Source organism: Pseudomonas sp. PDM16, from assembly GCF_014851865.1.
Lineage (GTDB): Bacteria > Pseudomonadota > Gammaproteobacteria > Pseudomonadales > Pseudomonadaceae > Aquipseudomonas.
This window is the reverse complement of the sequence record NZ_JACVAM010000004.1, coordinates 89,746-105,017: the sequence shown is the minus strand read 5'-3', so window position 1 is coordinate 105,017 and position 15,272 is coordinate 89,746. Positions and strand designations below refer to the sequence as shown.

Annotated in this window: 11 protein-coding genes; 1 reads left to right on the top strand and 10 read right to left on the bottom strand. The window is 63.9% G+C overall.

The annotated features are described in order from the left end of the window. Nucleotides 1-27 precede the first annotated feature (27 nt). The gene (locus tag IB234_RS15375; protein ID WP_192319396.1) at nt 28-324 is read left to right on the top strand and encodes a hypothetical protein; all 297 of its coding nucleotides are present in this window, start codon (nt 28-30) and stop codon (nt 322-324) included. On the opposite strand, the gene IB234_RS15370 is transcribed toward IB234_RS15375, so the two are convergent. The 10 genes from IB234_RS15370 to IB234_RS15325 all read right to left on the bottom strand — a co-directional run bounded on the left by IB234_RS15370 (nt 325) and on the right by IB234_RS15325 (nt 15,116). Beyond that, nucleotides 325-7,668, bottom strand: a complete 7,344-nt coding sequence (locus tag IB234_RS15370; RefSeq protein ID WP_192319394.1) for an LPD38 domain-containing protein — start codon at nt 7,666-7,668, stop codon at nt 325-327. A 31-nt stretch (nt 7,669-7,699) separates the two neighbouring features. Then, nucleotides 7,700-8,929, bottom strand: coding sequence for a hypothetical protein (locus IB234_RS15365; RefSeq protein WP_192319392.1), 1,230 nt, complete (start codon nt 8,927-8,929; stop codon nt 7,700-7,702). A gap of 35 nt (nt 8,930-8,964) precedes the next feature. Continuing rightward, the gene (locus IB234_RS15360; protein WP_192319390.1) at nt 8,965-9,237 is read right to left on the bottom strand and encodes a glycine zipper family protein; all 273 of its coding nucleotides are present in this window, start codon (nt 9,235-9,237) and stop codon (nt 8,965-8,967) included. A 3-nt stretch (nt 9,238-9,240) separates the two neighbouring features. After that, nucleotides 9,241-9,753: a hypothetical protein gene (locus IB234_RS15355; protein WP_192319388.1), complete on the bottom strand. Its 513-nt coding sequence runs from the start codon at nt 9,751-9,753 to the stop codon at nt 9,241-9,243. Then, nucleotides 9,753-10,403 carry a hypothetical protein gene (locus IB234_RS15350; protein ID WP_192319386.1) on the bottom strand — a complete coding sequence of 217 codons (651 nt, stop codon included), beginning with the start codon at nt 10,401-10,403 and terminating at the stop codon, nt 9,753-9,755. Before IB234_RS15350 ends, IB234_RS15355 begins: the two co-directional genes overlap by 1 nt. After that, on the bottom strand, nt 10,400-10,870 hold the full coding sequence (locus IB234_RS15345) for a hypothetical protein (protein ID WP_192319384.1): 471 nt from the start codon (nt 10,868-10,870) through the stop codon (nt 10,400-10,402). Before IB234_RS15345 ends, IB234_RS15350 begins: the two co-directional genes overlap by 4 nt. Nucleotides 10,871-11,073: 203 nt before the next feature. Continuing rightward, nucleotides 11,074-11,433 (bottom strand): hypothetical protein, encoded by a 360-nt coding sequence (locus tag IB234_RS15340; protein ID WP_192319382.1) that lies wholly within the window; start codon nt 11,431-11,433, stop codon nt 11,074-11,076. Next, nucleotides 11,430-12,917 (bottom strand): DUF1983 domain-containing protein, encoded by a 1,488-nt coding sequence (locus tag IB234_RS15335; protein WP_192319380.1) that lies wholly within the window; start codon nt 12,915-12,917, stop codon nt 11,430-11,432. Before IB234_RS15335 ends, IB234_RS15340 begins: the two co-directional genes overlap by 4 nt. Before the next feature lie 7 nt (nt 12,918-12,924). Beyond that, a complete protein-coding gene (locus IB234_RS15330) occupies nt 12,925-14,556 on the bottom strand; it encodes a hypothetical protein (protein ID WP_192319378.1) in 1,632 nt (543 codons plus the stop codon). Then, entirely contained in the window at nt 14,553-15,116 is a 564-nt protein-coding gene (locus tag IB234_RS15325; protein ID WP_225580624.1) for a DUF4376 domain-containing protein, read from the bottom strand. Before IB234_RS15325 ends, IB234_RS15330 begins: the two co-directional genes overlap by 4 nt. Between the last annotated feature and the right edge of the window lie 156 nt (nt 15,117-15,272).

Genomic DNA, 15,272 nt, shown 5'->3' with positions numbered 1-15,272 from the left:
GGTCCGGTCGAGGAGTGTATCCGGCCCTTGCACTCCTCCGCTCAGCCGTCCATCTTCGAGCCGTACCCGCAACGAACAGGCTTCGCCGTGACTCTCCCCGACCTTGCCGCCGGCGTTACCGGCCTGCTGCTCCTCGGCGGCCTGCTGATGACCCAGATGCCCAAGCACTGGCAGACCACCCGCGGCTGGCTACTGGTGAGCCTGGCGGGCATCCCACTGTTCTGCATGGCGCTCGCCATCATGGTGAAGGTGCCAATGCTGCTGTTCGGTGTGATGGGCTGGGCCTGCTTCCATGCCGGCCGCAACCCGAGATTCCGACGCTGATCAGTCGTCGGCCCGCATCTTCTCGATTCGCTTCCCTGCCATTTCAGTCAGCCGGTTCTTGATCACCAGCAGCCGGTCCAGCTCCGCCCGCTTCCGCTCTCCGTCCCAGCCGTTCTGGCGCACCATGTCCATGCGGGCATTGATCGTGCTGAGCTGCCGCTGCACGCCCCCCAGCGGCTTCCGGAGCGCCAGCACATCGCGCTTCTCTCCTACCAGCTCGCGGGCCTCGTCCATCTTGCCCAGCTCCTGCAGGCGCTTCACGTCCGCATACACCCGGCCGGACTCCTTCAAGCCCTCATAGAACAGCGTGCTGTAACGGTCATACGGCGCCGGCGCACCCAGGTCCTTGTAGAAGCGCCGGATCGGCTGGTATTCGTGCCAGCGCTTCGCTGGCTCGGACTCGCCCTTGGCAGTGCGCCAGATCGTATCGACCATCCCAGCGCCCCAGGCGCCGACCTGGCCGAGGTATCCCCCTATCAGGTGGTCGGCCTGCAGCGGCGACAGCGTGAAGTCGTCACCCAGGACCGACGTCGCCTCCGAAATCAGGTGGGCCGGCGCCGTGGTGGTGGCCCTAGCACGCAGCGTCGGGCTCACCCTCTCCATGCCGGCGCTCTCGATGGGGCGGCCGGTAAAGGCGTCCTTGTTTGAGTACACGTCGAGGGCTGGCTGGAAGGCCTGCGGTACCGGCGAGAACGCAAAGGTCTGGGTAATCATCGCCCAGAGCCGGTCGCGCAGCAGCTTGCCGTTGGCCTTGTCGTCCACCAGTTGCTCGGTCAGGCGCTCGGCCAGGGTACTGACGGCGCCCACCTCAAACGGTTTGGGGATGAAGAACGCCTGGTCGCCAATGCGGAAGAACCAGTAGCTGTCCTTCTGCCAGTCCTCGAGCTTCCGGTATTCCTCGTCGTCGTGGTTCGACAGATACAGCGCGATGCTGGCCAGCGCCAGGGCGCCAGTCACAACCCCGAATCGCGCGGCGGCCTGCTTGTCGCTCTCGGTTCCTTTGCCGAAAGCAACCAGCAGCGACGGTTTCACACCTGAGCGGTACAGCTTGTCGAGCCCCTGCAGGCGCGCATTCAGGAATGGCACCACGCGAATCAGGAAGCGCACCGCTGGCCAGGCTCCTTCCTGGCTGAAGTCCATCAAATCGCGCGCCTCGTAGGCTGCTCGGAGAGAACCCTTGTCTTGGTTTTGGACGAAGATCGCGGCGCGGTTGGCATTCTCGGCGGTGTTCGCAAACTCGTTGTAGGCATCCCATCCGGCCATCAACAGCTTCGGTACCAGTTTCGGACCATCCACCAGTTTGGCCCCGCGAAGGCCACGGCGAAGGCCTGCTTTCACCTCCTCCGGATCAGCGCCGTAGATATGACCGAAGCTGAAAGCGCCGCCGCTGGCGAGCATTCGAGCGCGAGTCTTTTCGTCCCGGAAGGACTTCACGCCGTTGAACATATTGGCGATCACGTTCTTGCTTACAGGCGAAGTGGCGGCCGCCTGCATCGTGTCTCGGATGTAGTTGGCAACGATAAATTGGAGAGTGATCGTCGTCATGTTGGTGAACACGCGCTTGAAGCCTGACATCACACGGACTGCCAGGTTATTCAAGCCAGGATCTGCCAGCGAGGTCAGTGCTTCGAACACCAGAGCGTCGTCGATCTGATAGAACACCCTCTGCCCGGCCTTCAGCACGAACGTCGATGTCTTCGGATCGCGGGCAGCCTCCGGCACCTCCTTGGCGATACCAAGCTGCTCAGCGTTGGTGATCGCTTGCTGGGCGGCCTGGTTCTTCAAGCTGGCGGTCAGCAGGTGGTGGAAGTTCATCAGGGTGTTTTCCAGCAGATCGTTCAGATTCTGCTTGCCGCCCTTCAGCTTCTTGTATGCCTCCTGCCGGGTCAGCCCCTTAGCAGCCCGCGGGCCGCCGGCCTTGGCTTCCTCGTCCATCACCCGATAGAACGGAACGTAGAATTCGTCGCGCCACATGGCACGATTCTCCGGGCTGATGATTCCGGTCTGCTCGGCGATGTCCAGCACGTCGTCCCGGTACTGCTGAAACTCGCGGAACACCTCGTCGTATACCTTGGCGCGGCTACGGCCATCGGCGGTGTTGCCCCGATTGATTCCCTGTAGCGCCGCAATGTCCTTGGCATCGAACAGGTTTTCCCGGCCCTCGGCGGCGAGCTTGGCCGCGCGGTTACCCGCGATCCACCCCATGAAGCGCTCTATCTCAGCGGCATCACCCAGGCGCGAGAACACCTCGCCCAGGCCCATGCTGAAGTCGTCGCGCATACCGATTACCTTCTGCTCGCCGTCCAGAATGATGCGGCCGTTGTGCATCATGGCATTGAGGGCGCCGGCGGCGGCAGGAGCCATACGCGCCAGCACCCAGGCGCTGGACGTGATCGAGGACTCTAGGAAGTCAGTCCCGTGCAGCTCCTCGTCCATCTCTTTCAAAGCGGCGTACTTATCGACCAGGCCCCGGCGAAGCTTGGTCATCAGGCGGTCTGTGTGCTCCCGATACCAGTCGATGGCGCGTTGGCGGACAGTGCGCGGCGCAATCTTGCGCAGAGCAGCTTGCTCGTCGGCATTCAGGTCAGGATGGGCATCAGCGACATGCGGCCGGCGGGCACCGGCCAACGAGTAGAGATTCTCGTCGGGGTCTACAGATGCTTCAGTTCGGGATCCATCGCCAGCTGCTGCTTGGCCCACTCGGAAGAGGCCTGCATCTCGCGCCGCAGCGATTCGATCTCGGAGTTGCTCAGGCGATAGCTGTCCCTTGTCGAACGTGAGGAGTGTTCGAGCTTCAGATTGGGTGAGGCCTTCGAAGCTGTAGCCGAAGGTGTCACGCCACCAGGGTTCAATGCTGCCGTATTTGCCACGGACTTCCGCCAGAGTGGATGGGTCAAGCGATAGCTTGCGGGAGTAGTTCTTACCGGTCAAGGCGATAGCCCCGAGCACCTGACCACCGTTGTCCTCGATGTGGGTCTTCAGCTGAGCCAGCGTGCCGCCCTGAGTCAGGGTGTCATCGATGATCAGATAGTCGCCCTTGGCCACCTTACCGGTGAACGTCGGCTGATTGGCAATGCGCTCCAGTGCACTCGACTGGGTGCGCCCGACCTTCTCTGCCTGCACGGGGGCGGTATCAGTCTGCAGGCCAAGACGCTGTGCCAGGACTTCCGCTGCCATCAGCGGAATGCGGTTCTTCCCAGCCCCCTCGACGGCCAACACCGGCACGATTCGCGGCTGACTACCTTTCGGGATCAGTGCGCGCACCTGCTCCACGAACTCGGGAGTCACAGCGTCACGGGCCACACGCAGGGCGGCAGCATCGTCGCCGGCCTTGGCTGCCTCATAGTCCGGGTGGTTGTTCAGGAAGCTGAGCGGGTGCGCCAGCACAGTATCCGGGAACTCTTCGGACCAGCCACGGCGGGAGTACAGCACCGCGCTGTCGGCATCCGGCTGCCCATTCTGCCGACGCAGCCACGCGCGCGACTGCTCGCCCAAGGCAAGGATGTCGGTATAGGTCCAGGGTACCTGGGGGAACATCTGGCGCAGCAGCTCGCGGATCTTCGAGAGCACGCGCTGCAGCATGGTCGGGCGGTCGCCGTCCTCAAGGAGGTGCGCGACCATTTCCTGTGCAACCAGTACCCGCTGCTGCTTGGCGTCCAGCTTTTCAAGCACCGACGCATAGGCGTCACGAATTTGGCCAATACGCTGGCGTCCTTTGGCCGTCGCCTGCTGGCTGGAGTAAAGCCGCTCCATGGTGGCGTCCAGCTCCTCGCCCAGCAGTCCACGAATACCGCGGTGTCCGACCTCCTCATGCACCGCGGTGTAGATCGCGTCGGCCAGGCTGCTGTGGTTGCTGGCCACCACGTAGGTTTTCCCAGAGCTACGCACGCCGCGCAGATCACCAGGCGCCACTCCGTCACGCTTCGCCCTGGTGCGGGTCGATAGTGGTAGGTCTTCGAAGTCCTGCACCACCTGCACGCCGGCTAGCTCCGGAGAGGCCTCCAGCGCCGCTCGCAATTGTTCCGCACTCACCTGGGCCCCTGAAGGACTGGCTTCGCCCTCGGAGCCCTGGCGGTAAAGCTGATCGTTACCGCCGAGTAGATCCTGCTGGCCGCGCGCGGCTGCCAGGTCCGCCGAGCGGCCTGATCCAGTAAGGGTGAAATCGGCGCGGTCGCGATCTGCTTGCGCCTTCTGGTCGGCCTGGCGTTGAGCCTCGGCCTTAGCCTGATCGGCCGCCCGCTGCTGGGCGGCCTGCTCCGTCAGGCTTTGCTCTGTCTGCTGATCGAGCTCGAACTGTCCGCCTTTACCAGCTTCTCGCTGGCCAGGTCGCGCAGGGTCTCGCTGTTGGCGATCTTGTCGCGCATCAGCTCCCCGTACTTGCTCATCACGGGCGGCGGCACCGGCTTGGTCAAGCGGCTGGCCGTCGAGGGCGTCCTCGAACTCACCGAGTTCTTGCTGTCGTTGCTCATACTCATCCTCGAACCGCTGGGCTTCTGCCAGCACCTGTTCATCATAGGCCTTGGCTGCCTCGTCGTATGCGCGAGCCTGCGCTGCGATATCGGCGCCGTATTCGGCCTCGATGCGAGCGTACTCTGCCTCGCGCTGATCTTCCAGCCGCGCCTGTTCATCCGCAAAGCGCTGAGAAATCTCGCGCTCCATCTGCTCCTGCTGCGCCTTCGATTCAGCGGCGAAATGCTTGCTGCCGTCGAGCTCGTCACGCAGCGCCTGCTGTAGCCACGGAACACCGCCCAGGTTGTCCATCTCGCCGGCCGGAATGTAGCCGTGCTGATCCAGCAGCGATGCCATATCGTCGATGCTGGTACCGGTCTTGTCGCTCCAGAGCGCACCAACACCAGGCACATGTCGATTGCCCTTGCTGTCGCCGGTAGTGTCCTGGCGCCATTCGGTCTTGAGCCCGCCCAGGCGGATAGCCGCCTGCAGCAGCGAATCGCGATCACGGTCCACCTTGCGGCGCGGCCCCTTGGCGACCTGCGGCTTGGACGGGCGCGCCGCTGGCACGGCCGGGGCCGCCGGCTTAGCCAGGTCACCGCCCTTCAGCCAGTCCTTGAACTCGGCCACAGGCATGGCCGAAACCTTGCCCACCTGCCAATCGGCGTCGAAGTTGCTGCGGTAGGCCTCCACCGCCGACTCCTCGTCGGGGTAGCCGAGCATGACCTTGTGCTCGTCGAAAGTGCCATCCTGCTGATTCAGCTGGTCGACGACGAACACCTGCCCGCTCTCCTCCTGCGGGCCTAGGTAGACGTCGACTTGCTCGCCGTCGGCGCCAGTGGTGCGGCGAATGTATCCATAGTGATCGCTCATGGTATGGCGCCACTCGGTTCCATCGGGGCCGGTACCGCTGCGCTCGGACCCACGCGGATTCTCGATGGACAGCTCCAGGCCGTGCACACGCACCTTGCCCTTCTTGTAGTTCCCCGCCTCGATCTGGGCGGCGGTCGGCGCCGGCAGCTCATTGGTCGGTGAGGTCGCCGCCTCGTTGGCCTTGGCGTCCAGGGGGCGCATTTCATGACGCACCTGTTCGGGCTCCAGGCGAATGGCATAGCCGCCTTCGACAGGGACTACTCGCGGCTGCCGGCCGGCAGCGCGCGCCTCGCGGAATGCCTTGCTTGCCTCGGCACCTTTAGGGGCGTCGAAGGGCTTGCCGTTGGCTTTGCGCAGTAGGTCCACCTGGGCGCGGTCACGCGGCAGCGCTGTCGGTGCTTGCTGATCCATTCCGCGCCCGCCAGGCACTTGCTCAGCTCGCACTTGGGGCGCAACGGGACCGCGCTGGGCGTTGCCCTCGCCATCCACCACGATGGTCTCTGGCGCTGGCAGCGCTGCACGCTCTGGCTCAGCGTCGATGGTCAGCGGGTCGCGTGGCTGCTCGGCCTGCTGCTCGCGGGCTCCAAGCTGCAGCTGGCCCTCCAGCGGGGCCGGCTCACCGCGCGGCGTCTGCTGATCCATACCAGGGCCACCGCCCATGTTGGCTGGGTCATTCTGCGGGTTCACCCAGGCACGGGCCTGCTGGTCCGGCTGCTGCTGGCCATCGACGTTTCGCACGGGGCCGGTGTCCTGCACATTGCCCTGGCTGTCGCCGTAGAACACCTGATCGGGAGCTGGAAGCGCAGCCAAGCCCGGCGCGGGCAATGCTGCGGGGGCTGGCTCCGGGGTAGCCTGCTGCTCGGTCTGAGGGCGCGCCGATGCCCGGCCGTCGCCCAGAGCGGCACCAACGCTGGCATGGCCAGCACCGCCAAGAGCTCCAAGCAGGGCGTCGCCGAATGTGTCTTCCGTCAGGTCGCGCTGTTCGCCAAGGGCGGAGTTTGTCGAGGCGCGGGCGGCCACGGTCTCGGCCACCTCTTGCACGCCTTCAGCTGGAGCGTCGAACGCCAGGCCAGCGGCCAGGCGCTTGCCCACACCACCACCGACAGCCTGCTGCAGCGGGCCGAGGGTGATCTGTGTTGCCAGGCCACCGAGAGCACCTACCGGGGCCGCACCGCTGAACGCAGCGTCACGCCCCATCACCATCAGTTCAGCCCGGGCCGCGAACTCGTCCAGCTTCTGCCGCAGGGCACGGTAGATCTCCGACGACTTCTGCAGCTCGGCGTCTGGGGTCTCCTGAATGCGTTGCTCGACTTCGTTGGCGGCGGAACCGCCAGCCTGCAAACCACCGGCCGCCATCATGGCGGAGGACTGGGCTTGCCCCGACTTGCCGCGGGTGGCGACCATCACGCCAGCCTGCGGTACGAACTGCCCAGTCAGACCCGCCATCTGCAGGCCGTAGCCAGCTAGCGATGGGGCTTTGCCCATGTCCCAGCTGGATGGATCGAGAACATCCCCGCTCGGGGTGCTATTCGCCAGGGCGTCCTGTGCCGCCTGCGTCTTCGTGCCGGCCAGGTCCTGGCCCTTCTGATCCAGCCACCCGCCGACAGCCCGAGCAGCGGGGTCGACCTGATCAGCGATCATCTTGCGGACACTTGGCAGCTCCGGCAGCTCGGTGCCGTCCGGCATCTTGTTGGAGAGGCCGTTGTCGTCAGGCCGAATCATGTCACCCAGGCCGCTGACAATTGCGCCGGTACCTTTCAGCGCACCAGCACCGACTTCCTTGGCGTAGTCCATCGCCTCGATGCCGCCCTGCTCCTCGCCTGCCTGGCCGATGGAGCCCATGGAGTCTTGATCGAACAACTCGCGCGCACGCACCTCCATGCCTGCCGGCACGCGCGGCAGCACCACGTCTTCGAAGTAGAGTTGGCGGGCGCGCTCCTGGCGCTCAGGATCCAGCGAGCGGAACTGCTCACTGGTGGCCACCTCCGCCCAGCGGCGAGGTTGGCGGGTTTCATTCTGCATCGATGCCTCCCGGCAGTGATGTGGTCAGGGCTTACCAGAGCCCCATTTCGCGAATCTCGCTGTCAGCATCCGATCCCTGCTCGCCACCTTTGGCGGGCGCGGTGGCGTTGCTGGGAGCCTGCTGCTGGCCACCATTGAGGCGGTCGTACATGTCTAGGCCTGCCTGGAACGCAGCATCAGCAGATACCGGGTTTTCGGCCATTGGGTCCTGGCTGCTGGAAATCATCTTCGCATAGTCCAGGGCGAAGTCCTGGCGGCTCTTGCTCTTGGCCCCGCTCGCCATATTCCACGCTTCTTGTGGGCTACCGGCAGCTCCACTCTCCAGCAAGTACTTAGCCGTTTGCACCATCGCCGGCGCACCCTTCTCGTTGAACTGATCGATCAGGCCCATATGCCGCCCAAAGGCCAAAGCCTTCTCCTTTGTGCCTGAGCTACGCAGGACCCCTGACAATGTTTTGTTCGCCGCAACGCGGTTGACCAAATCCTCAATGGGAACCTGCAGCACTTCATCGTCCTCGGCTGTGCTGCGATTTTTAGTCATAGGGGCGCGGTAGCTCTGGCCATCCTCCCGAGTGACCTCCAGTTCGAAAGCGACTGTGCCCTCCTGCTGCCCTGGGTACACGCCAACAATCCGCTTCTTGCCGCCCTCCCCGCGCTGAAGGTACGGATCGAACATGAAGTTCATCGCCTCCAGTGACGCTGGGTCATTGGCGTCCGCTGGGTCATTCGGATCGAACACCTTGGCCGCCTGAGCAACTGCGGCGTCCATCCGCGGGTCGGCAATGTGGTTTGGTGCCAACCAAGGATTTCGCTTGAACGCCGCAATCTCCTCTTCGCCAAGCTCCATGCCTTCGGCGATCTTGGCGTATCCGGCGCGCAGGATCTGCATGTCCTGATCCTTGTTGCGCTCCTGCACCCGCATGCCCAGCTCTCGCTCCTGCAGGCCAAAGCGGCGATCATCGGAACGCATCTGCCGCTCGAACTGGCGGTCCTGCTGTTGCAGGCGGCGCTCGTCCATCTGCGTTTGCCGATCGAATCGCTTTTCCTGCAGCCCCATCTGCTGCTCGTCCAGGCCAAAGCGGCGCTCCGCCAGCTCTCGATGCGCCACCATTTCCCGGTCCCGCATTTCCAGACCGCGGTCCTGCAGATCGATCTGCCGGTCCCGGTCTTCCTGCGCCGCCTGGCGGGCGTTGTAGTTGTCCATCAGCTGGAAGCCTTCCCGGAAGCCGTCCCAGGCCCCGCGTGTATCAAGTCCTGCCATGTTGCCTCCCGGCAATATGCGCGCCTGTGGCGCAGTTACATGAACGATCCGGCGATCAAGCCGACAGCCGCGCCGATGGCGGCGCCCCAGGGACCGCCCGCTGTGCCGTAGCTCGCCCCGATGGAAGCACCAGCCATTGCGCCCGTCGCGGTCATACCGACCTGGGCCTGTCGGCGCTGCGACTCCTGCTGTTGCTTCTGCTGCTCGGCGAGCGCCTCGGCCTCCTGCTGCTGGCGGGCCAGGTCCTGCATTCCCTGCAGCGCCTCGTCCTGCATCTGATTCTTCATACCCAACAGTCCGTAGGACATGACTTAACCTCCCTGGGTCGATAGCTGGCCGGTGTTCGGAACATTCTTAAGGCCCATGCCGCCAGCGAGGATCTGGTCCTGCAGATCGCGCGCGGAGATCTGGGCCGCGTTGAATGCGCCCGCAGAGTCAGCAGCGCGGCCGACGCTCATCTTCCGATTCTGGGCGGCACGCTGTGCCGGGCTGACGTTCGCGCCCAGGCTCTGCTGCTGAAGCTGCAGGCCCTTGGCCGTGTTGTCGTAGGTGGTCTGCATCGCCGTGCTCGCCATCTGTCCTTGCCGGGCGGCGAACCCGGTGTCAGTCGACAGCGCTGCCAGGCGCTCGACATAGGGCTGGTACCGGGTTTTCCAGTCCTCCCACTGCGCCCGGTACAGGCGACCGAGAACCCGCGAAGCACCCTGGTCGCCCGAGTTCACTTCGTTCGGGTTGACGTAGAGCGGGTCGGAGGACGGCGCGGTAGACGGCTGTGTCACCAGCGGCTTGGCCTGATTGTTCTCGTCGAGGAACATGCTGCTCATTACATGTTCCTCACGAATGCGGAGTTGTTATAGAGCCCCTGGCTCTGCCCCTGCATGTTTGGTGCTGCCGGGGTGCTGGCCTTCATCTGGCCAAGGCCGTAGTTCGTCGCCGCACCAGCAGCCGCGCCGAGCAGCTGCAGGTTGGCCTGCTTCCGGTTGAACGATGTGACCGAGTTGCTGCGGGCGTCAGCCGCCGCAGTGCTTGCCAGATCGCTGAGACCCGCCTGCGCCTTGGTGGACTCGCCTGCCCCCATGGCCATGATGTTCTGCAGGCCTTGGACCTTCTGCGATGTCTGCTCGAACTGAGCGCGGCCGAGGGTTTCCCCGCCGCCCTGTGCTACCGATTGGGTCAAGTCGCCCATGGTGCCCTGGTAACGCCCGCTCGACGGATCGACGCCTGCCTGGCCGAGCTGCAGACCCACCTGCTGGCCGAGCTCACTCTGCTCCGCCATCGTCTCCTGATTAACCCGCCCCGCCAGGTAGCTCATGCGGCCGGCGGAATCCATGTCCTCCACGCGCTTCATGTAAACGTCTTCCAGCGGCGCGAGCTGCTGCTGGGCAAAGTTCCATTTCTCAGCCGCGACCTGAGCCGCCATCTTCTGCTCTGGCGTGTCCTTTACCTTGTTGTCACCGCCTCCGCCGCCGCTCATGCCGAAACCCTCCCTGCGCCCAGGTCGTCGATGTACTCCTGCAGCGTGTCTTCGTGGAAGTGCCGGCGCACCTCTTCACTGACCTGCTGCATCCAGGCGCTGCCGCCCACCAGATAGGTGCACTGCACCACCAGGCTCGTAAGCTGATCACGCAGCACGAACGCCAGACTCTGGCCGTGGTGATCGCCGGCACGCTCAAGGCGCACGCTGTCGCGCCAGTCCTGAAGGGCACCGGCCATCAGAGGTCGCAGATACAGATCGTTGGCCCGATAGAAGGGATTGGCCGGCAGCTCGATCATCGCCTGCCAGAAGGCTTCGTAAATCGCGTCGTCAGTTACAGGGCGATCCCGGTCGACCAGATCGTCCAGGGTCTGAGAAATGCGAAACAGGGTCTCGCAGAAGTGGATCGGCGCGGCCTGATCCTGCAGCACTCGATGCAGAAACTCGCGCTCATTTGGGCGTGGCATCGTTGTCTCCCGACAGTGATGGCTGTGTGTAGTTTACCGCCTACTGCGGCTTGGGAAACCGGTCTTTCACGGTCTTGATCATGCTGTAGAACGGCTCGGCCTTAGCCGTCTGGCCGCTGTCCATCGCATGCCATAGCGCGTCCAACTGATCACTGATATCGGGGTACTCCTGTTCCCGTCGCTCCCGGTAGTTCGCTCGGTGCCTAAGCTCCAATGGCTATGCCCTCCCAGTCTAGATACGGCGGGTGCTGGACCCGAATGGTGTAGGTGCCCGGTAGGTCGAACACCAGGCGGATATCGGTCCCGTCTGCGGTGTAGGTGCTGGTGTCGATCGTGATCAACGCACCGGCCGGAACGCCCCGCAGCACGCTGCCATCGATGCGTGCCGGCAGCGCCGGCCTGGGCATCACACGCTCGCCCTGCACATAGTCCAGACCGAGACGCCCGGTACCCTGTACCAGGCGCATTCCCTGCGGTGCACGTTGCATCTTCAGCTCTTCGTCCGTGCAGGCGCCGGTCATCACCACCAGCCCGGCAGCGTCCGCCATCACATAGTTGATCATCGCTTCACTCCAAGCACGGTGATCGCGCAGCGCATATCGCCGACGTGTTCGTGCGCCCCGATCTTGAATGTGTACTCCTGATTCGCCGGGATCTGCACCACCACCGCCATCGCTCCTGTAGTCGCCTGAATCGGTGTCTCGGTGGCCACAATGACGGTCTCGCCCGACGGGGCGATCATGTACAGGCTGACCGGCTTGGACTGCCGGCCCAGGCCCTGGGCGAACGTGCCAATCATCACGACCTTGGTGATCACCGGGGAAACCATGGTGATCTGGGCGAAGTAGAAGCCGTTCGCCGCACGCGGAATCAGCACCGCTTCGTCTGCGATCTTCAGCGTGTCGACAGCCAGGTCCTTGATGTGGGCGCGATCAATGGTCGCATCCTTGATGTGCGCGGTGTCGATGAACGCCTTCTTGGCATTGAGGTAGGCGGCGAACAGCTCGTCCACTTCGATGTAGTCGGCCTTCAGCTTGCCGGCAACGCTGGTGACTGGGAGCCCTGCTTTGTCGAAGATCTTGCCGAAGGTGATCGGCCCCAGCTGGCCCTCCTGAATCGAGGCCTCACGGATGAACGCGCTGTCGATGTAGACCTTGCCATTGACCACCATGAAAGGCTTTACGGCCGAGGAAGGCACACCAGGGCGAGCGATCCAGAAACGATCAGCCAGGATGGCGAAATCCGCCACCGATCCGTTGTTGTAGGCGCCGAAGCCGCTGATGTACCCGTTTACGTTGAGCTTGAGCGTGTACTGGGCGGAGAGCCCCTGTACTACCTTGCTCTGCTCCTCGATGGCTGTCTGGCTCCACTCGATCCCTTCCAGGCGATCACGGAGCGCCTGTTCCAGCTCAGACTCGCCAAGCTGGCCGGACAACTGTTCCAGCAGGTACCGAGCATCGGGCAATGGTATGGCGTATGTGCCAGCGCTGGAGTTGAGCGGCCCCTCGACGTCCGACTCCGACACGAAGGTGATCCAGTAGTAATACCCCTTCAGCGGCACAGGCTCGCTCGGTTCGTCGGGGTTGATTGGTGCCGGCGCATCCTGCCGCACGACGTCGGTGTAGAAACCGCCTGCCCCCTCCTGGCCGATCAGTATCGCCTGGCCGAAGTTGTCGGTCTCGGAGCGATAGATGTTCGTGTAGCCGTGATTGCCATATGTCCCGTGCGGCATATCCCACGACAGGTTGATCATGCCGAAGAACGAGCCCTGAGCGCTGAAGCCGGTGGGCTTCGGCGGCACTGTCATGTCTGGCGGCGTGTCCGGCACGATGATGTCGATTCCACCGTCAGGGTTGCCCGGGACACGGAGTTTGATCATCCCGTTGCTCACCAAGTCGCGGTAGGTAAGCTTGCGGTCCAGGCTATCGCCGCGCGAGCCTTCACCGGTTTCGATGATCTCCATAATCGCCTGGAATAGAGGCCGCATTTCGCTCGGCACCTTTGGCGATAGCGGCGGCAGAGTCCGCCTGCGGTTCGTTGCCTGCATACTCACCTCACATCAGCTCAGATGGCGACGTGGCCACCTGCACCGAGAACACTTCGTTGGTACCCCGCACCTCTACCGCCCACTCACGGACGTGTGCGTAGCCGGCCGGCAGGCGGAACAACTGCCGGTCCTCGATCTGCATCATGGCCACCACCTCGCCTTCTGCCAGCAGGCGGAACTCGACCGGGTAGCTTCGGGCAATCACCTTGGCGCAGGTGAAAGATCCACCTGGTGGGAACTCGAATGTCTTCGAGCGCCAGATCATCGACATTGGCAGACCGGCGCCCCAGGCCTTAACCACCCGCTCGCTGATCATGCACAGGCGGTCATTCAGCAGGTCGTAGTAGCCGCCGCTGGCCATCAGGTCGTAGAACTCGAAGCCGTCGGCCGGGGTGAACGCGAAGGCACCGTAGATGCCACCCACCAGATAGAACGCGATATAGCGGCCGTCGTAGCGGTAAGCGTGGATGCTGGCAGGGTTGAGCGCCTGCCACTGCTCGCGCGACATCGCCTGCGCGGTAATGACCTCGGCCTCTCGCCCACCAACGGCCACCAGGCCGCTGTGCGAGGCGTAGATGGCGAAATCACCCATATCGACCAGTGACCGCCGCGAGACGCACGGCTGGTCAACGTCCAGCACCATGTCCGCCATCGCCGCCGGCGAGGAGCCAGTTACCAGATGCGGGCGACCACGGGTCGCCACCACCAGGCCGGCCGTGGTGCTGACCACGCCCATGATGTCGTCGGAGAAGGCCAACTGATACGAAACCGGCCAGGCGTGCGGGCGGTAGCTCTCGCTGAAGCACAGCGTGTTCTCGAAGTGCCCCGCCAGGAACCCGCCAGGCAGGGAAGTCAGACCGACCATCCTATCGTCGGGCATGTCCCACTCCAGCGACTCAAGCGCCACGCTGAGACTGGCACTGGGCACCACATCGAAGTAGGAGCCGATGGCCGCCGGCAGCTCCGCCACCAGCATGTAGGTTCCCGCCTCGGCACGGTACAGGCGCTTGGTCGTGATGTTGTGCGCACCTGCTGGCAGATTCGGCAGGTTGACTTGCACTCCACCGCCGGCCGGCGCGTTGCTCACCATGTCCCAGCGCAAAACCGGGTCGCTAGGATCGGACGGCGGCCCCTCCTCGCCAAATCGGCTGACCAGCGTGGTGACGTAAACCGCCTGCACGGCGGTAAGCGGGTACTGGTCGCTGCCTACCCGGTCGTTCGGTGTGCTGACGAAGGTACCGCCATTCGGCGACGGCACACCCAGGCGAAGCGAGGCGCTCGGATACGGGCCGGAGCCCTGAGTAACCATGCTCAGATCGCCCATCTTGGGCGGACCGTCGCCGGTCCAGTACACCCGGTGCCAGTCGTCGTCGGCGAGCGGCGACTTCACGGCATGCACGATCTTGTTGTTACCCCAGGCAAACCAAAAACCCTTGCCGTTGTTGCCCTCCGGATACAGAAACAAGCTGCTCGGGCTCACCATGAGTGGCAGTCCTGCGACGGTACCCAAGGCGTTCTGCGGCTTCAGGGTGCCATGCTTCAGCGTCAGGTTGCGCGAGGACGTGGCGTTCTGCTCAGGCAGCAGGCGCGGATCAACAATGGGCAGCTCGCCGCGGAATGCGGCCAGGGCGATCTTCATGGCCACCCCGCGTCGAGCATCGAAGGCTCGAATGTACCCTCGGCAAGCTCGCCGAGCAGCGTAGCCTCGCGGTCAAAGCACGCCTGCACATGAGCACGCACCGCTCGGGCGACGGCCATGATCTGCGGGGCCGCAAGTTCGATGAACCCGCCCGCGGTCTTCCATTGCATCACATAGGCAGGGTCGACCAGTGTTTCGAGAGCAGCGCCGGCAATGAGCGTCTTGCTACGGTCGTCGGTATCGACGTGCATGCCCGCGACCTCGATGCCACTTATCTCCACTTCATAGCGCTTGGCTGCGATAGCCGCGGGCCAGAATGCTTCCGGTGCCGGGATTACGGACCAGCCGCGTGCCGCCCGACCGCCATCGATCATCAGTTCACCAGGCACCAACTGTTCACCAGGCTGCAGAACCGGTTGAGCATCCCACTCGACCACGGCATAACCCAACTCTGCGAGCGCATCTGCCGGTAGGTCAGGTGGGAGTATCAGGTGTCCATGCTCAGCCCGGAACTCATGCTCAGGCAGAACGGAGCCGGTCAATAGATTTGCTATTTCCATCTGCTTTTACCCTGCAAGTTTAAGTCGGACGGCGCCGGACTGGCCGGCAAGAGCGATCTGTGTGTCGGTAGCGCCTTGCCCACCACGGCCAGCGTTAGACGTGCCGTATGGCCATGCGGACGCCACTGGTACCGGATTTCGAGTGTTCCCGTTGCC

Coding starts and splice junctions, on each gene's coding strand:
- IB234_RS15370 (WP_192319394.1), bottom strand. CDS start 7,668: ATGCAGAATGAAACCCGCCAACCTCGCCGCTGGGCGGAGGTGGCCACC.
- IB234_RS15365 (WP_192319392.1), bottom strand. CDS start 8,929: ATGGCAGGACTTGATACACGCGGGGCCTGGGACGGCTTCCGGGAAGGC.
- IB234_RS15360 (WP_192319390.1), bottom strand. CDS start 9,237: ATGTCCTACGGACTGTTGGGTATGAAGAATCAGATGCAGGACGAGGCG.
- IB234_RS15355 (WP_192319388.1), bottom strand. CDS start 9,753: ATGAGCAGCATGTTCCTCGACGAGAACAATCAGGCCAAGCCGCTGGTG.
- IB234_RS15350 (WP_192319386.1), bottom strand. CDS start 10,403: ATGAGCGGCGGCGGAGGCGGTGACAACAAGGTAAAGGACACGCCAGAG.
- IB234_RS15345 (WP_192319384.1), bottom strand. CDS start 10,870: ATGCCACGCCCAAATGAGCGCGAGTTTCTGCATCGAGTGCTGCAGGAT.
- IB234_RS15340 (WP_192319382.1), bottom strand. CDS start 11,433: ATGATCAACTATGTGATGGCGGACGCTGCCGGGCTGGTGGTGATGACC.
- IB234_RS15335 (WP_192319380.1), bottom strand. CDS start 12,917: ATGCAGGCAACGAACCGCAGGCGGACTCTGCCGCCGCTATCGCCAAAG.
- IB234_RS15330 (WP_192319378.1), bottom strand. CDS start 14,556: ATGAAGATCGCCCTGGCCGCATTCCGCGGCGAGCTGCCCATTGTTGAT.
- IB234_RS15325 (WP_225580624.1), bottom strand. CDS start 15,116: ATGGAAATAGCAAATCTATTGACCGGCTCCGTTCTGCCTGAGCATGAG.